Origin of the sequence: Microbacterium sp. S308A+, assembly GCF_049800815.1 — a bacterium.
Lineage (GTDB): Bacteria > Actinomycetota > Actinomycetes > Actinomycetales > Microbacteriaceae > Microbacterium.
In genome coordinates this window covers 198,420-219,795 of record NZ_JBNAFT010000003.1, presented here as the reverse complement: position 1 = coordinate 219,795, position 21,376 = coordinate 198,420, and the positions used below count along the sequence as shown (strand labels likewise).

The window sequence follows — 21,376 nt, the reverse complement described above, 5'->3', positions numbered from 1 at the left end:
GCCTTCCTGTCAGCGTCGCGTGGCTCGACGTTGCTCGCCGGAGCTCGTCCCTGCGGCGTCGCCCTCCGAGGCCTTCTCGGGACTCGCCGGAGCCGGAGTCTCTGCCGACGCGGGAGCGGCGGTCTTTTCATTCGTGGCGTTCCCGCCCTGAGCGGCCTTGGTCGCGGACGCGGCGCTGCCCGACTGGTCGGCGGGCCCCGCCTTCTCGGCCGGAGCCGCGGGCGCCGCCTTCTCCGTCGCCGCCTTGGCCTGGGCGTCGGCGGTGGCCTTCGCCGCGGCGACCTCTGCTTCGAGCTCGGCGGGGAGCTCCGCCGCTCCTTCACTGCCGAAGGCACCGTCGGGACGGATGAGCTCACGCACCTCGGCCATGAAGCTCGTCAGCTGCTGCTGCTGCCAGCGCAGCTGACGGCTGCGGTCCTCGGCGTCGCGGACGACGCCGGCGGTGTGCGCCGTGACCATGTCGACGATCTTCTGCGCCTTCGTGCGCGCCCGATCGAGGGTCTCGCGAGCCCGCATCTGCGCCTCGGCCTCGATGGACTGCGCCTGCGAGCGCATGAGCTTCTCGTAGTCGTCGGCCTTGGCGGAGATGCGCTGCGCGTGCTCCAGCGATGCGGCGACCTGCTCGTTGGCATCGGCGGTGATCCGCTCGGCGTGCGCGACGGCCTGGTTGTGCAGCACGAGGAACTCCTGCTGAGCGTCGTCCTGACGACGGGTGAGCGACTCCTCGAGCTCGAGCACGCGAGCGTTCATCTCACGAACGCTCCGCTCGGCCTCCGCCCGCAGCTCGCTCGTCTCGCGCGTGACCATCGCGCGGAGCGTGGCGGCGCCCTTCTCCGCCTCGGTGCGGATCGTCGCCGCCTCCTGCTCGGCCTGTGCGACCTTCTCGCTCGCGTGCGCGGCCTCACGCTCGATCTGCGCCTGGTGCGCGGCGTACTCGGTCTCCATGCGCAGCCGCACCTGGTCGGCGTCGTGCTGCGCCTGCGCGGCGATGCGGGCGATGTCGGCGTCGAGCTCGGCGCGCTTCGTGCCCGCCTCCTCCCGCGCCGCATCGAGCAGACGCTCGGCCTGCACGGCGGCGTTCTGGATCAGGACGCCGGCCTGCTCCTCGGCCACGCGGAGCACCGTCTCGAACCGATCCTTCGCCGACTGCTCGTCGACGTCGTCCTGGGACCCGGCGAGCGCCGTGCTGAGCGTGGCGATCTGCTTCGCCTGCTCGGCGGCCTGGGCCTGGGCGGCCGCGAGATCGGCCTCGAGCTTGTCGGTGCGCTCGCGCGTCTCGTTGCGGACCCGGCTGATCTCGTCGGCCTGACGTGCCCCCGCACCCTCGTGCATGGTCGTCACGCGACGCAGTTCCTCTTTGAGCGCGGCGATCGCCGCGTCCACCTCGGTGCGGTCATAGCCGCGGAAACCGACGGTGAACGTCTGCTCGTCGGAGGAGGCGTCGAGGAGGTTGTCGAAGAAGTCGCCCCTCGGCGCGTGAGGTTCGGTCGATTCAGCCACGCGTCTGTACCCTCTCTGGCAATCGGGCGCACTTTGGCCCGGCCTCCCCCATGGACGTCCTCAGCTTAGCGGGAGCCGCTCGGAGCTCCCGAGGAGATGACGGGAATCGACCCCTCGGTCTGTCGCTCATCGCGACTTCCGGCCCTGGATCCCGTTCACGATCGCAGCGATCGCCACCGTCGGCGCCGCTCGTCCGGCGCCACGCCGACGAGCGGACCGTGGAGGGCGAGCTCAGCGAATCCGTGCACGGTCGCCCAGCATGCCCAGACCGCGTCGTCTCTCGCCGCACGGTCGAGATGCCCTTCCGCGACGAGGCCGTCGAGAGCGGCGAGAAGGGCGCCGAAGGTCGGCGAGCCGAGGACCTGATCAGGGGTCGGCGGACGCGTGCCGAAGAAGACCACGGCGAACCACCCGGGCTCGCGCAGGGCGAAGTCCACGTATGCCACGCCGATGCGCTGCAGCCGCGTGGCGGCGTCGGCCGACGGAGGCTCCGTCATGGCGGCGGCCAGGCGATCCTGGATCACCTGCGACACCGCCTCCAGGAGCGCGGTGCGGCAAGAAGCGCATCGGGAACCAGGTGACGTGGTATTCCGCGGCGGGATCCACCCTCGGCGCCGATGTCGACACCCCTCCCGGCGGAGGCTTCGGGATCAACGTCTACCTCCGCGACGGGGAGGACGTGTACCGCACGTGGTTCACCACGGGCCGGGGGGCCGAGCAGTTCAGCATCCTGTTCGCGATCTCCGACGTCCTCCCCTACGGCCGCCAGGAGGAGCGGCAGGACGTGCCGGACGGGTGGCCGCAGTGACCGACGTACGCGCGCTGGCTGACGTCGAAGGACGTCGCCGCCCGCTACGGTGACCCCGACGCCTGACTTCTGTTCCGATCGCCCCGTCCCCGATCGCCCCGCGCGACCGGAGCACGGACGGCACGGGCCTCGTGACGCGCACAGGGTCACGCCACGCAGGTCGGCGGCGCTATGCCGCCCGGCGGACCCACTCGCGCGACCGCTGGACGATCCAGCAGACGAGATAGATCGTGAACGAGATCGTCGTGATGTACGGGCTCACCGGGAGGGTGCCCGCAAGCGCCAGGAGGATTCCCCCTACGGCGGAGACGAGCCCGTCGTGCGGGGCGTGGTGCGGCCCCGGGCGGGGGCGCGCGGCGCGCCCCCGCGCCGCGGCGGCAGGGGTCACCAGCAGGGCCATGACCAGCAGTGCCCCGATGATGTGCACCGCGACGGCCACGATCAGACCCAGCAGCACCATGAAGACGAGGCCGACCGCCCGCGTCGGCACGCCACGCGCCTGCGCGGAGACCGGGTCGAGCGAGTCGAACCGGAGCGGGTTCCAGACGAGCACGAGGACCACGAGGACGAGCGCGCTGATGCCGATCAGCCATCCGAGATCCGGCGACGACACCGACACGATCTGCCCCGTGAGCAGACCGAACCGGTTGGCGCTGCGCCCCTGGTAGAGCGAGAGGAAGAGGATTCCCAGACCCAGGCCGAACGGCATCAGCACACCGACGATCGAATTCCGGTCCCGTGCCCGCGCGCCGAGGAGGCCGATGAGGACCGCGGCGACGAGTGCCCCGCCGATCGATCCCGCCACGACGCTCCCGCCGAAGAGCAGCGCCGCCGCGGCGCCGGCGAAGGACAGCTCGCTCACCCCGTGCACGGCGAAGGCGAGGTCGCGCTGCATCACGAACACCCCGACCAGGCCGCCGACGATCCCGAGCACCGCTCCGGCGATGATCGAGTTGGCCAGGAGCTGCACGAGCGCCCCGTAGTCCTGGAAGGAGAAGACGTCGCCCCAGTCGAGCGCGGGGACGGCGCCCGCCACCGGGTTCACGCCGCGTCCCCGTGGTCGTGATGCGGCTCGGCGTCGGGGATGCCGACCACGACGAGCCGGTCGCCGGCGCGCAGGACGAACACCGGCGCACCGTAGAGGTCGGTGAGGACGCGGCTCTGCAGCACCTCGTCGGGGGTGCCGAGCATGAACCGCCCTCCGGCGATGTAGAGGATGCGATCCACCTTGCCGAGGATCGGGTTGATGTCATGGGTCACGAACAGCACCGCAGCGCCGTGCTCGCGGCGCTGCCGGTCGATGATCTCGGTGACTCCCTGCTGGTTCGCGAGGTCGAGGTTCGACAAGGGCTCGTCGCACAGCAGGAGCGCCGGATGGTCCATGAGCGCCTGCCCTACGCGCAGCCGCTGCTGCTCGCCGCCGGAGAGCTCGCCGACCCGGCGATCCGCATAGTGCGCGGCGCCGACGTCGCGCAGCGCCGCCTCCACGCGGTCGCGATCCCCGCGGCGGGGGATCGGGAGGCCGAAGCGCGGCCCCTGCACGCCGAGCGCGATGACGTCCCTGGCGCGCAGCGCCGTGTCGGCAGGATAGGGCCGCTGCTGCGGGATGTAGCCGATCCGCTGGTTGCCCCGGTGCACCGGGCGCCCCTCGACGCGGATGCTCCCCGCGCTCAGGGCCTGGAGGCCGAGGATGCTCCGCAGGAGCGTGGTCTTGCCTGATCCGCTCGGCCCCAGCACGGCGATGAACTCGCCGTGTGCGACGTTGAGGTCCAGGCCCGACCACAGCGCCCCGTTCTCGGCGCCTTTGCGCCCGGGGCGGCGCAGGGCGGCGCCCCGGATCTCGAGGACCGGGGCGCCGTGCGCCGAGCCGTCCGCGCTCACGCGCCGACGGCGGAGGCGAGGGAGACGATCGCGTCGCGCATCCACCCAGCGTACGAGGTGCCCTCGGGAAGGGTCTCGGTGAAGGCGACCACGGGGATCCCCGCCTCCTTGGCCGCGGCGACGACCTTCTCCGTCTCTGCGCCTCCGGTCTGAGAGTTGGTCAGCACGGCGCGGACGCCCCCGCCCTTGACGACGTCGACGGCGGCGAGGAGCGTCGCCGGAGGCACGTCGCGTCCCTCCTCGACCGCCTCCGCGAACCCCTCGGGGGCAAGGTCCTCGAGCCCTGCCGCCGTGGCGAGATAGCCCGGGACGGGCTCGGTGAGGAAGACACCAGCGCCGGCGGCCTTCTCCTTGATCGCGGCGAGACGGTTCTCGTCCTCGGTGAGGTTCGCGGTGAGCTCGGCCGCGCCGCGCTTGTACTCATCCGCGCCCTCGGGGTCGAGCTCGCCGAGGTGTTGGGCGATGTCCTCGACCAGGTGCGACATCGTGTGCGGATCGAACCAGACGTGCTCGTTGAAGCCCTCGATGTGGTTGTGGCCCGCGTGGTCCCCCTCGCCATGGTCGTGCCCCTCCGCGTGGTCTTCATGCGCGCCGCCGTGCTCGTCCGCGTGGTCGTGTCCGCTGTTGCCCGGGTAGTCGTGCGAGAACTCGACCGCGGCGATCACCGGAGCCTGGGATCCCGCCACGAGCGCGTCCATGAAGGAGTCGTAGCCGCCGCCGTTCGTGAGAACGAGGTCGGCCTCCTTCACGGTGAGCCGGTCGCGCGCGGTCGCCTCGTAGGAATGGGGGTCCTGCGAGGCGGAGGTGATGATCGAGCTCACCTGCACCCGGTCACCGCCGATGGTCGTGGCGATGTCGCCGTAGACGTTGGTCGAGGCGACGACGTTCACGACACCACCCTCCGAGGGGGCGGAGGTGGCGGGGGCGGACACGCCGGAGGAGCAGCCGGCGAGCGCGAGGAGGGAGACGGACACGGCAGCGGAGAGGAGGAGGGGCTTCTTCACCCGTCCACCATAACGTAAATGAGAATCGTTCTCAAAATGGGCGCCGCTCGCTGTCACGCCGACGATACCGAGGCACCGGCGGTCCAGGTCGACATATTTTCCGGGATTGACGCTCACCCTCCGTTCACAGTGGAATGCCATTGGGTACTTACTTTCTGCTCAGAAGAAAAGGACCTCCTCCCCTCCCCACCCACAGCAGGCGGAGCGCGACATCGATGTGCGCCCGCTCGAAGGACGGCTCTCTCATGGATGATCGACGCCCCCACCCCGACAACGAGCCGACGGAGCCCGCCGCCTCCGTCACGCCAGAGGAACCCGCCGCCGCTCCTGCCGCGGCGGACAGCCCCGGCAGGATGAGCCGCCGCACGCTCCTGAAGACGGGCGGTGTCGTCGCCCTCGCCGCGGGCACGTTCGGAATCGGCACCGCGGTCGGCAGCAACGGCTTCCGGGGCGCGGCGCTGACGCCCGCCGAGCAGGCGCTGTCCGCCCCCGGCGGGGCGGTCAAGCTCAACGTGCTGTTCATCGGCGCGCACCCGGACGACGAGGCCTCCAACCTCGCCGCCTTCGGCCAGTGGAACGAGTTCCTCGGGATGAAGGCAGGCGTCATCACCGTCACCCGCGGCGAGGGCGGCGGCAACGCCGTCGGCCTCGAGGAAGGCCCGCCGCTGGGCATCATGCGCGAGGCCGAGGAGCGCAAGGCTGTCGGCTACGCGGGCATCGAGCACGTGTTCAACCTCGACGGGCTCGACTTCTACTACACCGCGAGCGCACCGCTGTCGCGCGAGGTGTGGGGAGGCGACGCCGTGCTCGGCCGGATCGTCCGTGTCGTCCGGGCCACCCGTCCCGACGTGATCGTGACGATGAACCCCTCGGCCGTCGAAGGCAACCACGGCAACCATCAGCAGGCCGCCATGTTCGCGGTCGAGGCCTACCTCGCCGCGGGCGACCCCGAGCGGTTCCCCGAGCACCTGGACGAGGGCTTCTCGACCTGGCAGCCGCGCCGCATCCTGCGGGCCGGCGCGACCGGCGAGGGTTCGGCCGGGGACAAGGGCGTCAGCAAGGGCTTCAAGCCCACGGTCTCGTCCGACGTCGTCTTCGGCGTCTGGAACGGCACACCCAGCGAGCGCCACGGCCGGCCGTGGTCGGAGATGCTGGACCTCGCCCGCTGGGCCTATGCGACCCAGGGATGGGCCGAGATGGAGGCGAGCCCCACCGACCCGGCCAAGATCCCGAACTCCTGGTTCACCGTCATCCACTCGCGCTCGCCGATCGCCGACCCCCGCTCCAGCGGCGACGCGGCGCTCCTCGGCGCTGCGATCCCGATCGACGGCGGTCTCCCGTTCGGCACGCTGATCGATGTGCGGCCGACCCGGTTCGAGGCGGTCCCCGGCCAGCCCCTCGAGATCGATGTCACCGTCACGGCGCCCGAGACGGCGAAGCTCCCCGGCGGGACCCTGTACCTGCGAGCGCCCTCCGGCTGGACGCCGGGCGGCCCGGCCGACCTGCCGGACCTCGCGCCAGGCAAGAGCCACCGTGTCACGTTCCCGGTGACCGCGCCCGCGGACGCCAAGCCCGGTGCGCAGGCGCGGATCGAGGTGGCCCTCACCTCCGGCGCGATCACGGGCTCGACCTTCGCCCAGGTGCGCGTTGCCGGCGACGTCGAGGCCACGATCGCGCCCCTCGAGGAGATCAAGAGCTTCCGCGACTGGACCGCCGAGCTCGGGATGAAGCACCTCGACGTGCTCGTCCCCGAGCTCTTCGCCCTCGGCCAGGGACGCACCAGGACGCTCGACGTGGTGGTCGAGAACTTCTCCGGTGAGACACGCTCCGGCACCGTGTCGCTGACCCTCCCCGACGGGTTCTCCGCCACGCCCGCGGAACAGCCCTACTCAGGGCTCGCGGCGGGGAAGACCGCGACGGTCAGCTTCGAGGTGACCAACACCGACACCTCGATCCCGACCGCAAACCGCGCGCCGAACAAGGGCAGCTGGCCGGTGACGGTGACCGCGACGAGCGAGAAGGGCACCGCCGCTCGCGAGGTGACGATGAACCTCGTGCCCGCCTACGCGGTGACCCGTGCCGCGACGCCCCCGACCGTCGACGGCATCCGTGCCGAGGGCGAGTACCCCGGCGAGCCGATCCCGGTCGAGACGATCTGGGACGGCAAGCCGATGGGCGGGACCACGCCGACGATCAGCGGCAAGACCTGGATCACCCACGACGACGCGAACCTCTACCTGTTCATCTCGGTCGTCGACGACGTGCGCGGCACGATCCTCCCCGCCTCCGACAACAAGCGGCAGCGGAGGACGGACTCAGTCGAGATCTACGTCGACCCGCGCGGCACCGCCCCGAACACCGCGCACACGTTCATCGGCGGGATCATGCCCTCGATGGACTCGATGACCGGCGCCCCCGGAGTGGGCCGCGACCGCGACAACTGGCAGGGCGAAGCGAGCCAGACCGCGCCGGGCATGGAGGTCAAGGTCGTGATGGCCCCCGACACCGCCGCCTACACCGGCTACGACATGGAGGTGAAGATCCCGTTCGACGTGCTCCCCGACAACGTCGACCCCGAGCACGTCGGATTCAACGTCGTCATCAACGACTCCGACACGCAGAACAAGGCCGCGCAGAACCGCGTGGGCTGGTCGACCTTCCCTGGCATGCGCGCCGACCCCTGGCGCTGGGGCATCCTCACGCTCGACGGGGTGAAGGACGCAGGCGCGAAGCCGAAGGACCCGACCCTGCCCGACACCGCCGCCCGCTCGGTCGCCTCGCCGCAGTCGATCCTGCAGTCGGCCGGAGACCGGGTGCCCCTGGGCGGGTTCCCCACCGGCTCCGACCGACTCGAAGTCGTCTCGTCCTCGGTCGAGGCGGGGATGGTCACCGTCGAGCTCCAGTCGCCGGCGGCCGGCACCGCGCGCCTCTTCCTCTGGGACGGGGCCCAGGCGGTCGGCGACGCGGAGAAGAAGGTGCAGGCGGGGCGTACGACGCTGACCTTCAAGGCCCGCACCTCGGCGACCGGCGCGGCCGACAGCCTCACCGGCACCAAGGCGTCGCCGGTGCTCGCCGTCTCGCTCGAGGCCAAGGACACCGTCTTCGCCACGCGCGCGCCGCTCGGCGGCCGTTCGTCCTGACCGTCCGTCGCGGCGAGCCGAACGCACGAGGCCCGCCCGCACCCGCACCCGCCGCCCGCCCGCCCGCCTGCCCGCCTGCCCGCCCGCGAGACTGCATCTCCCTCACGAGACCTAGTAGCAAATCCACGGTCTCGTGACGGAGATGCAGTCTCGCCGACGGAGACGGAACGACCGGGCCGAGCCGCCGGACCGGGTCGGGCCACCGGGTCGCGACCGGCCGCGCGCGGCCCGGACGGGTCAGTCGACGAGGAGCGCGGGCTCCTCCAGCACCGCCGCGACGTCGGCGACGAACCGGCTCATGCCGTCGCCGTCGATCACGCGATGGTCGAACGATCCGGCCACCGTCGTCACCCACCGGGGCCGCACCTCGCCGTCCACGACCCACGGCTTCTGGCTGATCGTGCCCATCGCGACGATCCCCGCCTCGCCCGGGTTGATGATCGGGGTGCCCGCGTCCATCCCGAACACGCCGATATTGGTGATCGTGATGGTGCCGCCCTGCTGGTCGGCCGGGGTGGTCTTGCCCTCGCGGGCGGTCACGGTCAGGCGGTTCAGCGCCCGGGCGAGGTCCTTCATCCCGAGGTCCTGGGCGTCCTTGATGTTGGGCACGAGGAGCCCGCGCGGCGTGGCCGCGGCGATCCCGAGGTTCACGTAGTGCCGGACCGCGATCTCGGCGCCGTCGGGGGTGTCGATCCACGCGGCGTTGACCATGGGCGTCCTGCGCACGGCCCAGATCACGGCGCGCGCCATGATCAGCAGCGGCGAGACCTTGATCTCGGCGAAGTCGGGCGAGGCCTTGAGGCGCTTGACGAGCTCCATCGTGCGGGTCGCGTCGACCTCCTTCCACACCGTCACGTGCGGGGCGGAGTAGGCGCTCTGCACCATCGCGGACGAGGTCGCCTTGCGCACGCCCTTGACCGGGATCGACTCGGTGCGCGCGGGGTCGGACACCGGCGCCGGCACGAGGCCGCGGGCGAGGCCGGAGGGCGGCGTCTGCGGCGCCGGCACCTTCTCCTCCCGCACCTCGCTCCACTCCGGGGTGCGGATGTTGCGGAACACCGAGGCCTGCTGCGCGTGAGACATGACGTCTTCCCTCGTCACCTCGCCGTCGGCGCCCGTGGGCGTGAGAGCGGTGAGGTCGACGCCGAGGTCCCGGGCGAGCTTGCGGATCGGCGGCTTGGCGATGACGCCGGCCGCGGACCGCACCGGACGCTCCGGCGGGCGACGGCGGCGGGAGGCCGCGCCGGCCCCGGAGCCGTAGCCGACGAGCACGGACCCGCCGCCCTCCTCGGCCGCCGGGGCGGCGGGAGCAGCGGCCGGCGCGGCCTCCCCCTCTCCGACGAACGTGATGATCGGGGTGCCGACGCCCACCGTCCGCCCCTCCGCGACGAGGATCTCGCCGACCGTCCCGGCGTGGGGCGAGGGGAGCTCGACCAGCGACTTGGCCGTCTCGATCTCGCAGATCACGTCGTTCACGGCCACGGTGTCTCCTGGTGCGACGCGCCAGGAGACGATCTCGGCCTCGGTCAGCCCCTCGCCGACGTCCGGGAGGGTGAAGGTCTGCGTGCTCATGATCGGGTCCTTTCCGATCGTCCTGCCTCCCGTCCCCCCAGGAGGTTCCTGCGGAGCGAAAGACAGAGGACGTGGGTGCGACGAATCTCCTGCGTCGTGTTCGTGGGGTGCTCTCTCAGTACGCCAGCGCCCGGTCCACGGCCTCGAGGACGCGGTCCGGATCCGGCAGGTACTCGCCCTCGAGCTTGGCGGGCGGGAACGGGGTGTCGTAGCCCGACACCCGCAGCACCGGGGCCTCGAGCGAGTAGAACGCGCGCTCCATGACGGTCGCGGCGACCTCGCTGCCCAGGCTGGTGAACCCGGGCGCCTCCTGTGCGTAGACCATCCGGCCGGTGGATCGCACCGAGTCCAGGACGGGCCCGTAGTCCACGGGCGAGAGGGAGCGGAGGTCGACGACCTCGCAGCTCGTGCCCTCCGCCTCGGCGAGCGCAGCCGCCTGCAGGAGGGTCGAGACCATGGCGCCATGTCCGACGAGGGTGACGTCGGTGCCGCGGCGGACGACCCGCGACGCGTGCAGCGGGAGCGCGGGGGCAGACAGGTCCACCTCGCCCTTGGGCCAGTACCGGCTCTTCGGCTCGAGGAAGACCACCGGGTCGTTCAAGCGGATCGCCTCCTGGATCATCCAATACGCGTCGTTGGGCGTCGAGGGCGAGACCACGCGCAGGCCGGCGGTGTGCGTGAAGTACGCCTCCGGGCTCTCCTGGTGGTGCTCGACCGCGCCGACGTGCCCGCCGTAGGGGATGCGGATGACGACCGGCAGCGAGAGCGAGCCCTCGTGGCGGAAGGTGAGCTTGGCCAGCTGCGAGGTGATCTGGTCGAACGCCGGATACACGAACCCGTCGAACTGGATCTCGCACACCGGGCGGAACCCGCCCATCGCCAGCCCGATCGCCGTCCCGACGATCCCGGACTCGGCGAGCGGGGTGTCGATGACCCGCTGCGGGCCGAAGTCGCGCTGCAGGTGCTCGGTGACGCGGAAGACCCCGCCGAGCGCGCCGATGTCCTCTCCCATGAGGAGCACGCGCGGGTCGTCCTCCAGCGCCTTGCGCATCCCGGCGTTCAGCGCCTTGCCGAACGACATCGTCTCCAGGGTCATGCCCGACCCCCGTCCTGCGCCTCGAAGGACGCCTCGTAGCGGGCCCGCCAGGCGCGCTGCTCGTCCATCAGGGGGTGCGGATCGCTGTAGACGTGCGCGAAGATCGCCTCCGGCTCGGGGTCGGGCAGGGCGACCGTGCGCACGCGCAGGTCCTCCGCGGCGTCGGCGGCCTCCGTCTCGACATCCTCGAAGAACGACCCGGCGGCGCCACGGCCCTCCAGGAAGGCCCGCATGCGGACGATCGGGTCCTTCTCCGCCCACGCGGCCTCCTCGTCACCGCCGCGGTACTTGGTGGGGTCGTCGCTCGTGGTGTGCGCGCCCATCCGGTACGTCACCGCCTCGATGAAGCGAGGACCCGCGCCGCCGCGAGCCTCGTCGAGCGCCCTCCGGCTGACGGCGTAGCTGGCCAGGACGTCGTTGCCGTCGACCTGGACGCTGGGGATGCCGTAGCCGTGCCCTCGTTGCACGAGCGGCACCCGGGACTGGGTGGAGACGGGGACCGAGATCGCCCACTGGTTGTTCTGCAGGAAGAAGACCTCGGGGGTGCGGAAGCTCGCGGCGAAGACCATCGCCTCGTGCACGTCGCCCTGGCTCGTGGTCCCGTCGCCGAAGTAGGCGATCACGGCCTGGTCGCGCTCCGGATCCCCCGTCCCCGCCTTGCCGTCGAGCACGAGGCTCATCGCGTACCCGGTCGCGTGCAGCACCTGCGATCCGAGCACGAGCGTGTAGAGGCGGACGTTGCCGTTGGCGGGATCGGTCGGATCCCAGCCGCCGTTGGAGAGCCCGCGCATGAGGCGGATGATCGAGACCGGGTCGACCCCGCGGATGCGGGCCACGGCGTGCTCGCGGTAGGAGGGGAACACGGTGTCCTGCGGGCGCGAGGCGCGGGCGGAGCCCACCTGCGCCGCCTCCTGTCCACGGCTCGGCGGCCACAGCGCGAGCTGTCCCTGCCGCTGCAGGTTCGTCGCCTGGGTGTCGATCGCGCGGATCACGACCATGTCGCGGTAGAACTGCTCCAGCTCCGCGTCGCTCAGCGCCTCGACGAGCGGCAGATACTCCTCCGCGGCGGGACTCGGGACGTAGGCGCCGTCGGCGGCCAGGACGCGGACGATGGCGGGGTCGGCGGAAGTCACCGTTCTACGCTAAACCGGGTTCCGACCCTCAGGGGTGGAGACCACGCACAACGGATCCGGCGACCCGTAGGACCTTCTCCACGGATTCATGCTCTCCGACGGATATACGGATGCCGTCGCCGTCGAACGGACGCACGATGAGCCCTGCGGCGTCGAACGCGCCGGCCGCGGCCATCGTGTCCGCTCCGGTGGCGAGCCAGACGAAGTTGCCCTGCGCGTCGGGGACGTCCCAGCCCTGGGCGCGCAGCCCCGCGGCGAGCTCGCCGCGGCGCTCCACGATCATCGCGACGCGGGCGAGCAGCTCATCCTCCGCGTCGAGGCTCGCGATCGCGGCGTTCTCGGCGGCCGAGGTCACCGAGAGGGGGACCGCGGTCGAGCGGGCCGCGTCCAGGACGCGCGGGTGCCCGATCGCGTAGCCGACGCGGAGGCCGGCGAGGCCGTAGGCCTTCGAGAAGGTCCGCAGCACCACGACGTTCGGGTGGCTCTCGAACACCCGCTCCGCGAGGCCGTCGACGGCGCCGGGCGCGGTCACGAACTCGGCGTAGGCCTCGTCCAGGATCACGAGCACGTCGCTCGGCACCTTCGCGAGGAACCCGGCGAACTCCTCGCTCGTCACCACAGGGCCGGTGGGGTTGTTGGGGGTGCAGACGATGACGACCCTGGTGCGCTCGGTCACCGCGGCCGCCATCGCGTCGAGGTCGTGTCGCGCGCCGGGCGCGAGCGGCACCGGCACGCCGGTGGCACCGGAGACGAGCGGGATGCCGGGGTAGGCCTCGAAGGATCGCCAGGCATAGACGACCTCGTCGCCCGCCGTGGCCGCCGCGAGGACGAGCTGGTACAGGATCGACACGCTCCCCGAGGCGACGTGCACCGACTCTGGTGCCACGCCGTACCGCTCGCCGAGCCGAGCCCGCAGCGCGCCGGCCGTCGCATCCGGGTACCGGTTGACAGGCGTGGCGCGGGCGAGGGCCTCGGCCACCTGCGGAAGCGGGTCGAAGGGGTTCTCGTTGCTGGAGAGCTTGAACGCGTCGGCGCCGGCCTGCCTGCCCTGACGATAGGGCGGCAGCGCCGCGATCTCGGGACGGATGCGGGGGAGGATCGGATCGCTCACGCCGCCGAGTCTATTCCGAACCCGCCCCGCGGCCCGGGCCCTGTCCGCATATCTCTCCTCTCATCTCCGCTCGTGCCCGACCCGTGACAGGGGCGCGGCGAGATGCGAGACTGGGCGATCATGGGCTTCCTCATCCGCATCGTCGTGAACGCCTTCGCCATCTGGGTGGTAACCCTGATGCCCGCGCTCCAGGTGACGGTCACGCCGTTCCCGCCCGGCGAGACGCTGCAGCTTGTGCTCACGCTGCTGCTCGTCGCGCTGATCTTCGCACTCGTGAACACGATCGTCGGCACCGTCATCAAGATCGTCGCGATCCCGCTCTATGTGCTCACTCTCGGCCTCATCTCGCTCGTGATCAACGGGTTCCTGCTGTGGCTGACCGCGGCGATCACCGGCCTGTTCGGCTGGGGCTTCCACGTCGGGAGCTTCTGGTGGGGCATCGTCGCGGCGCTGATCATCGGCATCATCAACGCGATCTTCGGCGGCATCCTCCGCCCGCAGCGCCGCCGGTCGTACGACCGCTACGACCGCTGACGGAGCCGCGCGTCCACGGCCTCAGCGAGACGGCCGGGAGGGTCGCGGGGATGGGATCAGCCACCAGAGGGGCGAGCGGAGCGGCTTCGGCTCCAGGAGGTGCCACACCGATCGGTCGGCGAAGAACCGGCGCAGGTGGAAGCCGCTCTCGATCGCACAGACCACGGGCAGGAGCGGCAGCAGCATGGCAGGATCGCCCCGTTCGAACGCCCCGGGGGTGTTGATCGCGACCGCGGCGGGCATCGCCACGGGGACGAGCGCGAGCCCGATCACGGCCCAGACGGCAGACGCGCCCAGCGAGAGCCCTGGACGCACCCGATCCTGGTTCCCCTCCGCACTCGCCATCGGTCCTCATCGTTCCACACAAGGGCCTCCGTTCACGATCGGCGCCTCTTCACGGCGGTCTCCCGAGCCACGCGGCACTCACGGCCGACGAGCCCGGTAGTCGGTGGCGACGACGTCGGCGAGGTCGCCACCCTCGGCCAGACGCTCGCGCAGCGCGGCGATCCGCGGGTCGTCCGAGGAGTCGGCGAGCGCGGCGGTCTCGGCGTAGGTCGTGAGCAGATGGGTGCGCAGCGTCAGGTCGTGCAGGCCTTGCGCGGGATCGCCGATCCGCTCGATGACCATGCTCCCCCGCGCCCCTGTGCCCTGGGGCAGACCCCCTCCGGCGAGGCTGGAGACCGGATCGTCGGTGTGCCGGACGGTCACGCCGAGCACGTCGTCGGGCAGCTCCGCCTCGATCGGCGAGCCGAACGTGACGACAGCGCGGACGTCGTACTCCTCCCCCTGCGCGAGGAGGGCGGCGATCATCCCGCCCTGCGAATGGCCGACGAGATCGACGCGGGCGCCAGGCCCCGCGCCCGCGTCGGCGAGCGCGTCCCGGACGGCCTGCAGCGAGTCGGCCTCGGCCCGCTCCGCGTACAGCTGGAGATTGGCGGTCATGTCCCAGGGCTCCGTCCGGTCGAGAGTCGGCCGGGTGCCGGCGATGTAGGCCACGAAACGCCGTGCGCCGTCGGGCGCGGTGTAGCCCTCGACGCGCACCTGTGCGCCAGGCGTCGTCGGGAACCGTGCGATCGCGTCGGCGAGTCCGGACGGGGGCCCCGTCGGCGGAGCGACCGCCGTAGGGGTGAGCCGGAGCGCATGCGGACGAGGCGCGAGCACCGTCGACACCGGGACGACCCCCCTCGCCGAGGCCACCACGCCTCCGAGCCACATCCCCGTGAAGACCGACATCGGCGCGGAGCCCGGCCCGCCCGGCACAAGGCCGCCGCCGGGGAGGACACGATCGGCCCAGCCCGTCTGCGTCGTGAACCCGGCGAAACGATCCCTTCGCCACTGCGCCATGAGGCTTCCCGCCGCCGCGGCTGCGGCGGGACTCCGCGCCGCGAGGAGATCCGCGTCCCGCATGAGCGCGGCGGCCTCGTCGCGATCGGATGCGCTCAGCAGCGCCGCCCTCGCCCTGAGCTCCACGATCTCGTACGCCTCGGCCATCAGCTCGGTGCCGCGAGCGGCAGCCGAGAGCGTTTCGCGGATGCCGTCCAGCCGATGCACCGCCATCGTCACGCCGTCGAGGTCCAGACGCGCCTCGTCCGCTGCCCCGCGCGCCGCGCGCAGGTCGTCCCTCGCCTCCTCCACCTCCCGGACGAGGCGACGCAGCCGTACGGCGACCATACGCAGCTCCGCCGTGTCCACCGCCAGCGCTCCGCCGTGTGAGATGTCCAGGCCGTCGCCCATCGCTCCTCCCCTGTCGCACTCCTGCGATCCGCCCCGCCCGTCGCGCCGGTCCCGTCCGCCTAGGGAAGCAGCGCGAGCTCCATCTGCACGGACGCGGTCGCGCCGGCCGCCTCCTCCCTCACCTCCTCCAGCCGCTCATGCAGGGCGGAGATCCCCCGCGACCGCCACGCGGTGTCGCGCGCGAGCGTCCGCACGGCGGCCTCCACCGCGTCGAGCCGGTCGACCGCAGCGGTCAGGCGCAGGCGGACCTCGGCGGTACGCGCTGAGCGGGCCGAGGACGACGGACCGTCGAGGGTCGGAGCCTGCGTCACGAACGTCATGCCTCCACCGTGCCCGCTTCGGCCGTGCGCGGAGGGACCTCTCCCCCGTTCGGTGGACAGGATGCCCGAAAGCCCGCCGGTGCAGAGGCGACCGCGACGGCGGCCGACCCCGTGCGGCATGATGGAGCCATGGCCGAGCCGGATCCGTTCCGCGTCATCTTCGTCTGCACGGGCAACATCTGCCGTTCGCCCATGGCCGAGGTCGTCTTCCGCGACATCGCCGAGAAGCAGGGCCTCGGCGACCGGGTCGTCTCCCGCAGCGCAGGCACGGGCGACTGGCACGTCGGGGAGCAGGCCGACGAGCGGACCATCGCCGCCCTCGAACGCCGCGGCTACGACGGATCCCGCCATCGTGCCAAGCAGTTCACCTTCGACTCCTTCGCCGACAACGACCTCGTCGTGGCCCTCGACCGCACCCACGAGCGCATCCTGCGGCAGTGGGCGCGCGACGAGCCCGAGGAGGGGAAGGTCACCCTCCTGCTCTCCTTCGACCGCGAGGCGTCCACGCTCGACGTCCCCGACCCCTACTACGCCGACTCCCGGATGTTCGACGACGTGCTCGGTATGATCGAGAGCGCGAGCCACGGCCTGTTCCGCCAGCTCGAACCCGCCATCCGGCCATCGGCGCCTCGGGTCTGAGCGGAGGACCTGCCGTGCAGGCCCCGTCCGACCCGGCGTCTCGATCAGGAGGACTCCCCTGACTTCCCAGCCCCCGCTCCCTGCTCAGCCGCTCAGCCCGCTCGACGGCCGTTACCGCGCCGCTGTCTCGCCGCTCGCGGACTACCTCTCCGAGGCGGGCCTCAACCGCGCCCGCGTGGAGGTGGAGGTGGAGTGGCTGATCGCCCTCACCGATCGCTCGCTGTTCGGCACGACGCCGCTCGCCGACGCCGACAAGCAGCGCCTGCGCGGGCTCTACCGCGACTTCGGCCAGACCGAGATCGACTGGCTGGCCGAGAAGGAGGCCGTCACCCGGCACGACGTGAAGGCCGTCGAGTATCTCGTGCGCGATCGTCTCGCGGCCCTCGGCCTCGACGCCATCGCCGAGCTCACCCATTTCGCCTGCACGAGCGAGGACGTCAACTCAGCCGCCTATGCGCTCACCGTCCGGCGGGCCGTCGAGCACGTGTGGCTGCCCGCGCTGCACGGCGTCATCGAGCGGCTCCGCGAGCTCGCTGCCGAGCACGCCGACGCCGCCATGCTGTCCCGCACGCACGGGCAGCCCGCGACGCCGTCCACCATGGGCAAGGAGCTGGCCGTCTTCGCCGCGCGCCTGGAGCGGGTCGCGACGCAGATCGCCGGCTCCGCGTATCTGGCGAAGTTCTCCGGCGCGACGGGGACCTGGTCCGCCCATCTCGCCGCCGACCCGGATGCCGACTGGCCCACGATCGCCCGCGAGTACATCGAGGGGATGGGGATCGGCTTCAACGGGCTCACCACGCAGATCGAGCCGCACGACTGGCAGGTCGAGCTGTACGACAGGGTGCGCCATGCCGGCGGGATCCTGCACAACCTCGCGACCGACGTCTGGACCTACATCTCGCTCGGCTACTTCGCGCAGATCCCCGTGGCCGGCGCGACCGGGTCCTCCACCATGCCGCACAAGGTCAACCCGATCCGCTTCGAGAACGCCGAGGCCAACCTCGAGCTGTCCGCCGCGCTGCTCGGGTCGCTGTCCCAGACGCTCGTCACCTCGCGTCTGCAGCGCGACCTCACCGACTCCACGACGCAGCGCAACATCGGCGTCGCCTTCGGGCACTCCCTCCTTGCGCTGGACAATCTGCGCCGCGGCCTGAACGAGATCTCCCTCGCGCGGGACGTGCTGCGGGCCGACCTCGACGCGAACTGGGAGGTGCTGGCCGAGGCGATCCAGACGGTGATCCGTGCCGAGGTCGTGGCCGGACGCTCGACGATCAGCGACCCCTACGCGCTCCTCAAGGAGCTGACCCGCGGGCACCGCGTCGGCGGTACCGAGCTCGCCGCCTTCGTGCGAGGGCTGGCGATCGGCGACGAGGCCAAGCAGCGTCTGCTCGCTCTCACGCCGGCCACCTACACGGGCTTCGCCGAGCGCCTCGCGACGAACTGACCCGCCGCGTCGGCCGCTCCGCCGCCCCGGCGTTTGTTCTCCCGTCCCGATTTCTGTCGCCATGATCCGACGATTGCGACAGAAATCGCTACGGGAACGGTGGTTGGCGACAGAGATCGCGACAGGAACAGGGGCGCGTGGGCGGGGCGAACGCTGCCGGTCGGCGGACGGGACGGTCGACGCCCGTCAGCGGGCGGGGCCGGACGCCGTGCCCTCCGCCTCAGGGGCATCGGACGTCCCCGACGCCTCACCCGCTGCGGGCGAGGTCGCGCCCTCGGCGCCCTCTGCCGTCGCGGTCACGTCACCCTTGGCGTCGTAGAGGACAGGTCGGTCCACCGGCTTGACCATCTGGGCGGGGTCGACCGCGAGCATGAGCATGGCGAGCCCGAGCAGCGTCACGATGAACGCCGAGCCCGCGACGATGAGCGCGAGCGTCCACGGTCCGAGGCCGGAGTAGGTGCCCTTCTGGAGGGCGTCGATCACGCGCTCGGTGAACGCCCCGGTGGAGATGAGCGTGACGAACCCGGCGAACAGCCCGCACGCCAGCGCGATCCCCAGCAGGTGCAGGGGACGCAGGATCTCCCGGCGGGTGGGCTTGTCGTCGGTCACGCGGTACCTCCCCGCTCGGCGGATGGGATCGTTCGGGCAGGGGTCTGTCGGGCAGGGCCCTGCGCCGACGGCGCGGACGGCCCCGGCGCCTCGGTGGACACCGGCGTGCGCGGCGAGAATCCGGCGATCGCCAGGAACACGGCCACGATCGCCGCGTAGATCCCGAAGATGCCGACGGCGAGCGTGATCCCGGTGAGGGTGAAGGTGCCCGCCTTCTCGATGGTGTAGTCCCAGCTGTACTGCATGGGCACCAGGAGCAGGGCGACGGCGAGCAGCAGCCCCGCCGCCCCGACCGTGATCGCGTCGCGGGACCGGTCGGCGGCCGCACGGGCGGTGGCCCCCGTGGAGCGGGCCGCACGGCGAGCGCGGAGGCCGGCGATCAGCTCGACGAGGCCGGAGAGCGCGCCCCAGCCGACGACGAGGACGAAGAAGAGGACGGTCGAGCGCCACGCCGGGACCCCGCCGGCCATGCCCGCCAGGAAGGAGACCACCGCCAGCAGCACAGACGGCCACCGCTCCCCCGGTCCGGCGACGAGCCAGGCGGCGAGGGCCTGGACGAGACCGGTGGCGAGCGCGAACCCGCTGAAGACGGCGAGGCCCACGGCGGCGGAGTGATCGGGGGAGAACGTGACCATCACCGCCGCGACCGCGGCGAACAGCGCACGCGCGAACTGGACGTGACGCACACTGAACGTCCGGGTGGCGGAAGCAGACATGGATCGATCCTCCGAAAGGGGTGACCTCTCCAGTCTACGCGGGCGGATCCGCAGGCTCCGTCCCACCCCGAGCCGGTGGCGCGGCCCGGTCACGGCGTCGCGGCTGCAGCTCGCTGAGGAGCGTCCCCGCCACGATGAGCGCCGCGCCGAGGATCGCCAGCGGAGCGATCCGCTCGCCGGCGATCCGCCCGACGACGCCCGCCCAGACCGGCTCGCCGGTGTAGATGATCGTCGCGCGGGTCGCCGAGACGGAGCGCTGTGCCCAGGTCATCGTGAGCTGGATGACGCAGCTCGCCACCCCCATCCCCACGCCGGCGACCAGCCAGACCCAGGAGAACTCCGGCACGCCCTCCCCGACGACGGGCATCGCGGCGAACCCCAGGAGCCCCGCCGTCATCAGCTGGACGACGGTGAGCCGGCCGAGGTCGAAGCGAGAGGAGAACAGGCTGATGAGGATGATCTCGCCCGCGATCGGCAGCGTGCTCACGAGCGTCAACACCTCTCCGGCGCCGAGGTGGAAGCCGCCTTCGGCCGGTCCCGCGACCAGGAGCAGCCCGACGAAGGCGAGCCCGACGCCGACCAGCGTGAGCGCGCGGGGCGCGGTGCGGAAGACGATCCACTGCAGCAGAGGCACGAGCGGGACGTAGAAGGCCGTGATGAACGCGGATGTGCTGGAGTCGATCGTCTGGAGCCCCGCCGTCTGCAGGCCGTAGCCGCCGAAGATCATCGCTCCGATCGCGGCGCCGGCACCGACCTCCTGCCAGCGGATCCCCCGCAGCGCGCGACGGAAGATCAGCATGCTGATCGCACCCGCCGTCACGAACCGCAGCCCCACGAAGAACATGGGACCCGCGTGCGCCATCGCCGTGTGGACGACGAGGAAGGTGCCGCCCCAGACCGCGGTGACGGCGATGAGCGCGAGCTCCTGGCGACTGAACCCCCGCCAGCGGAGTCGGGTCTGCGATGTCACCCGCCCACGCTAGCGGCCTGCGACACCGTCGTGGACGACCCGGCGCAGTCTCCGCCGGTATCCTGCCCACGGGCGGCCCGCGCCCCGCGAGCCCCGCCCGGCGCCCCGCCGGCGAGCCCGCCACGTCCCCCGAGGATCCCCGACATGCCCCGTTTCGACCTCCCGCCCGAGGAGCTCCGCTCCTACCGCCCGGCCGTTGCCGAGCCGGCCGACTTCGACGACTTCTGGGAGCGGACGCTCGCCGCCTCGAGGGAGGCGGCCGCATCCCCACGGCTGCGCCGGGTCGACTCGCCGCTCCAAGCGGTCGAGGTGTACGACGTGACGTTCAGCGGGTATGCCGGCGACCCGGTCGGCGGGTGGCTGCTCCTCCCGACCGACGGCGAGGAGCCCCTACCGGCCGTCGTGGAGTACATCGGATACGGCGGCGGACGCGGCCTTCCGCACGAACGCCTGGGCTGGTCGGCGTCCGGCTACGCACATCTCGTCATGGACACCCGCGGCCAGGGCAGTATGTGGGGGACGGGCGGCGGCACCCCGGACCCGCACGGCTCCGGCCCCGCCGTCCCCGGGTTCATGACCCGCGGCATCGACGACCCGGCGGACTACTACTACCGCCGCGTGTACACCGACGCTGTGCTCGCGATCGACGCGATCCGCTCTCTCGAGCGGGTGGACGCGCACCGCGTCGCCGTGACCGGGGCGAGCCAGGGCGGCGGCATCTCGATCGCCGCCGCCGGGCTCTCCACGGGCCTGGCCGCCGTGATGCCCGACGTGCCCTTCCTCAGCCACTTCACCCGTGCCGTGGGCCTCACCGACCGCGATCCGTACCAGGAGATCGTCCGCTACCTCGCCGTGCATCGCGACGCCGCGCCGCGGGTGTTCCAGACCCTGTCGTACTTCGACGGCGTCGCCTTCGCCCGTCGTGCCACCGCCCCCGCGCTCTTCTCCGTCGCCCTCATGGACCCGGTCTGCCCTCCCTCCACCGTCTACGCGGCGCGGAACCACTGGGGCGGGCGGTCCGAGATCGTTGAGTATGCGTTCAACGAGCACGAGGGCGGTCTCGGCGTGCAGTGGGAGCGTCAGGCCGCGTTCCTCGCCGAGCAGCTCGCCCGCTGAGCGATCCTCCACCCCGCGGGACTTATTTTCCGCGCTGTCCGAGTTTGAT

General features: G+C 71.9%; 21 protein-coding genes. 6 read left to right on the top strand and 15 right to left on the bottom strand.

Going from position 1 to position 21,376, the window contains the following annotated elements:
* Positions 1–9: 9 nt before the first annotated feature.
* A complete protein-coding gene (locus tag ACP15J_RS10575; RefSeq protein ID WP_424936952.1) occupies positions 10–1,500 on the bottom strand; it encodes a hypothetical protein in 1,491 nt (496 codons plus the stop codon).
* A gap of 155 nt (positions 1,501–1,655) precedes the next feature.
* Positions 1,656–2,024, bottom strand: a complete 369-nt coding sequence (locus tag ACP15J_RS10570; RefSeq protein WP_424936951.1) for a TetR-like C-terminal domain-containing protein — start codon at positions 2,022–2,024, stop codon at positions 1,656–1,658.
* On the opposite strand from ACP15J_RS10570, the gene ACP15J_RS10565 reads away from it, so the two are divergent.
* Positions 1,940–2,308: a DUF899 family protein gene (locus tag ACP15J_RS10565; protein WP_424936950.1), complete on the top strand. Its 369-nt coding sequence runs from the start codon at positions 1,940–1,942 to the stop codon at positions 2,306–2,308. The two genes, ACP15J_RS10570 and ACP15J_RS10565, sit on opposite strands and share 85 nt — an antisense overlap.
* A 169-nt stretch (positions 2,309–2,477) precedes the next feature.
* On the opposite strand, the gene ACP15J_RS10560 is transcribed toward ACP15J_RS10565, so the two are convergent.
* The 3 genes from ACP15J_RS10560 to ACP15J_RS10550 are packed head-to-tail and all read right to left on the bottom strand — an operon-like array spanning position 2,478 to position 5,193.
* Positions 2,478–3,344, bottom strand: coding sequence for a metal ABC transporter permease (locus tag ACP15J_RS10560; RefSeq protein WP_424980944.1), 867 nt, complete (start codon positions 3,342–3,344; stop codon positions 2,478–2,480).
* Between the two features lie 5 nt (positions 3,345–3,349).
* Positions 3,350–4,189: a metal ABC transporter ATP-binding protein gene (locus ACP15J_RS10555; protein WP_424936948.1), complete on the bottom strand. Its 840-nt coding sequence runs from the start codon at positions 4,187–4,189 to the stop codon at positions 3,350–3,352.
* The gene (locus tag ACP15J_RS10550; RefSeq protein ID WP_424936947.1) at positions 4,186–5,193 is read right to left on the bottom strand and encodes a metal ABC transporter solute-binding protein, Zn/Mn family; all 1,008 of its coding nucleotides are present in this window, start codon (positions 5,191–5,193) and stop codon (positions 4,186–4,188) included. Before ACP15J_RS10550 ends, ACP15J_RS10555 begins: the two co-directional genes overlap by 4 nt.
* Positions 5,194–5,438: 245 nt before the next feature.
* Between ACP15J_RS10550 and ACP15J_RS10545 the strand changes: the two genes are divergently transcribed.
* Positions 5,439–8,333: a PIG-L family deacetylase gene (locus ACP15J_RS10545; protein ID WP_424936946.1), complete on the top strand. Its 2,895-nt coding sequence runs from the start codon at positions 5,439–5,441 to the stop codon at positions 8,331–8,333.
* Between the two features lie 237 nt (positions 8,334–8,570).
* Here ACP15J_RS10545 and ACP15J_RS10540 read toward each other — a convergent pair whose 3' ends face one another.
* The 4 genes from ACP15J_RS10540 to ACP15J_RS10525 form a co-directional block, all read right to left on the bottom strand.
* On the bottom strand, positions 8,571–9,905 hold the full coding sequence (locus tag ACP15J_RS10540; protein WP_424936945.1) for a dihydrolipoamide acetyltransferase family protein: 1,335 nt from the start codon (positions 9,903–9,905) through the stop codon (positions 8,571–8,573).
* A 115-nt stretch (positions 9,906–10,020) separates the two neighbouring features.
* The gene (locus ACP15J_RS10535; RefSeq protein ID WP_424936944.1) at positions 10,021–11,001 is read right to left on the bottom strand and encodes an alpha-ketoacid dehydrogenase subunit beta; all 981 of its coding nucleotides are present in this window, start codon (positions 10,999–11,001) and stop codon (positions 10,021–10,023) included.
* Entirely contained in the window at positions 10,998–12,134 is a 1,137-nt protein-coding gene (locus ACP15J_RS10530) for a thiamine pyrophosphate-dependent dehydrogenase E1 component subunit alpha (protein WP_424936943.1), read from the bottom strand. The genes ACP15J_RS10535 and ACP15J_RS10530 overlap by 4 nt, the downstream gene beginning before the upstream one ends.
* 28 nt (positions 12,135–12,162) lie before the next feature.
* Positions 12,163–13,245: a histidinol-phosphate transaminase gene (locus ACP15J_RS10525; RefSeq protein WP_424936942.1), complete on the bottom strand. Its 1,083-nt coding sequence runs from the start codon at positions 13,243–13,245 to the stop codon at positions 12,163–12,165.
* 120 nt (positions 13,246–13,365) lie between these two features.
* Between ACP15J_RS10525 and ACP15J_RS10520 the strand changes: the two genes are divergently transcribed.
* Positions 13,366–13,779 (top strand): phage holin family protein, encoded by a 414-nt coding sequence (locus ACP15J_RS10520; RefSeq protein ID WP_424936941.1) that lies wholly within the window; start codon positions 13,366–13,368, stop codon positions 13,777–13,779.
* A gap of 21 nt (positions 13,780–13,800) precedes the next feature.
* Here the strand turns inward: ACP15J_RS10520 and ACP15J_RS10515 are convergent, their stop codons facing one another.
* The 3 genes from ACP15J_RS10515 to ACP15J_RS10505 all read right to left on the bottom strand — a co-directional run bounded on the left by ACP15J_RS10515 (position 13,801) and on the right by ACP15J_RS10505 (position 15,833).
* Positions 13,801–14,124: a hypothetical protein gene (locus tag ACP15J_RS10515; protein WP_424936940.1), complete on the bottom strand. Its 324-nt coding sequence runs from the start codon at positions 14,122–14,124 to the stop codon at positions 13,801–13,803.
* A gap of 78 nt (positions 14,125–14,202) precedes the next feature.
* Positions 14,203–15,513, bottom strand: a complete 1,311-nt coding sequence (locus ACP15J_RS10510; protein ID WP_424936939.1) for an alpha/beta hydrolase — start codon at positions 15,511–15,513, stop codon at positions 14,203–14,205.
* 59 nt (positions 15,514–15,572) lie between these two features.
* Entirely contained in the window at positions 15,573–15,833 is a 261-nt protein-coding gene (locus tag ACP15J_RS10505; RefSeq protein ID WP_424936938.1) for a hypothetical protein, read from the bottom strand.
* 129 nt (positions 15,834–15,962) lie between these two features.
* Here ACP15J_RS10505 and ACP15J_RS10500 point away from each other — a divergent pair, with 129 nt between their 5' ends.
* Both ACP15J_RS10500 and purB read left to right on the top strand, forming a co-directional pair.
* Positions 15,963–16,472: a low molecular weight protein-tyrosine-phosphatase gene (locus ACP15J_RS10500; protein ID WP_424936937.1), complete on the top strand. Its 510-nt coding sequence runs from the start codon at positions 15,963–15,965 to the stop codon at positions 16,470–16,472.
* A 58-nt stretch (positions 16,473–16,530) separates the two neighbouring features.
* Positions 16,531–17,916, top strand: coding sequence for an adenylosuccinate lyase (gene purB, locus ACP15J_RS10495; protein ID WP_424980943.1), 1,386 nt, complete (start codon positions 16,531–16,533; stop codon positions 17,914–17,916).
* A gap of 186 nt (positions 17,917–18,102) precedes the next feature.
* Here the strand turns inward: purB and ACP15J_RS10490 are convergent, their stop codons facing one another.
* Genes ACP15J_RS10490 through ACP15J_RS10480 form a run of 3 tightly spaced genes read right to left on the bottom strand, consistent with a single transcriptional unit; the run spans position 18,103 to position 20,211 of the window.
* A complete protein-coding gene (locus tag ACP15J_RS10490) occupies positions 18,103–18,525 on the bottom strand; it encodes a hypothetical protein (RefSeq protein ID WP_424936936.1) in 423 nt (140 codons plus the stop codon).
* Entirely contained in the window at positions 18,522–19,241 is a 720-nt protein-coding gene (locus ACP15J_RS10485; RefSeq protein ID WP_424936935.1) for a hypothetical protein, read from the bottom strand. The genes ACP15J_RS10490 and ACP15J_RS10485 overlap by 4 nt, the downstream gene beginning before the upstream one ends.
* Before the next feature lie 34 nt (positions 19,242–19,275).
* Entirely contained in the window at positions 19,276–20,211 is a 936-nt protein-coding gene (locus tag ACP15J_RS10480; protein ID WP_424936934.1) for a DMT family transporter, read from the bottom strand.
* Between the two features lie 144 nt (positions 20,212–20,355).
* Between ACP15J_RS10480 and ACP15J_RS10475 the strand changes: the two genes are divergently transcribed.
* Positions 20,356–21,327, top strand: a complete 972-nt coding sequence (locus ACP15J_RS10475; RefSeq protein ID WP_424936933.1) for an acetylxylan esterase — start codon at positions 20,356–20,358, stop codon at positions 21,325–21,327.
* The last annotated feature ends 49 nt before the right edge of the window (positions 21,328–21,376 follow it).

Bases quoted from the DNA above. Each gene is read 5' to 3' on its own strand.
- ACP15J_RS10535 (WP_424936944.1), bottom strand. From the start codon at position 11,001: ATGACCCTGGAGACGATGTCGTTCGGCAAGGCGCTGAACGCCGGGATG.
- ACP15J_RS10520 (WP_424936941.1), top strand. From the start codon at position 13,366: ATGGGCTTCCTCATCCGCATCGTCGTGAACGCCTTCGCCATCTGGGTG.
- ACP15J_RS10515 (WP_424936940.1), bottom strand. From the start codon at position 14,124: ATGGCGAGTGCGGAGGGGAACCAGGATCGGGTGCGTCCAGGGCTCTCG.
- ACP15J_RS10475 (WP_424936933.1), top strand. From the start codon at position 20,356: ATGCCCCGTTTCGACCTCCCGCCCGAGGAGCTCCGCTCCTACCGCCCG.
- ACP15J_RS10500 (WP_424936937.1), top strand. From the start codon at position 15,963: ATGGCCGAGCCGGATCCGTTCCGCGTCATCTTCGTCTGCACGGGCAAC.
- ACP15J_RS10545 (WP_424936946.1), top strand. From the start codon at position 5,439: ATGGATGATCGACGCCCCCACCCCGACAACGAGCCGACGGAGCCCGCC.
- ACP15J_RS10505 (WP_424936938.1), bottom strand. From the start codon at position 15,833: ATGACGTTCGTGACGCAGGCTCCGACCCTCGACGGTCCGTCGTCCTCG.
- ACP15J_RS10485 (WP_424936935.1), bottom strand. From the start codon at position 19,241: ATGTCTGCTTCCGCCACCCGGACGTTCAGTGTGCGTCACGTCCAGTTC.
- ACP15J_RS10565 (WP_424936950.1), top strand. From the start codon at position 1,940: ATGCCACGCCGATGCGCTGCAGCCGCGTGGCGGCGTCGGCCGACGGAG.
- ACP15J_RS10540 (WP_424936945.1), bottom strand. From the start codon at position 9,905: ATGAGCACGCAGACCTTCACCCTCCCGGACGTCGGCGAGGGGCTGACC.
- ACP15J_RS10510 (WP_424936939.1), bottom strand. From the start codon at position 15,513: ATGGGCGACGGCCTGGACATCTCACACGGCGGAGCGCTGGCGGTGGAC.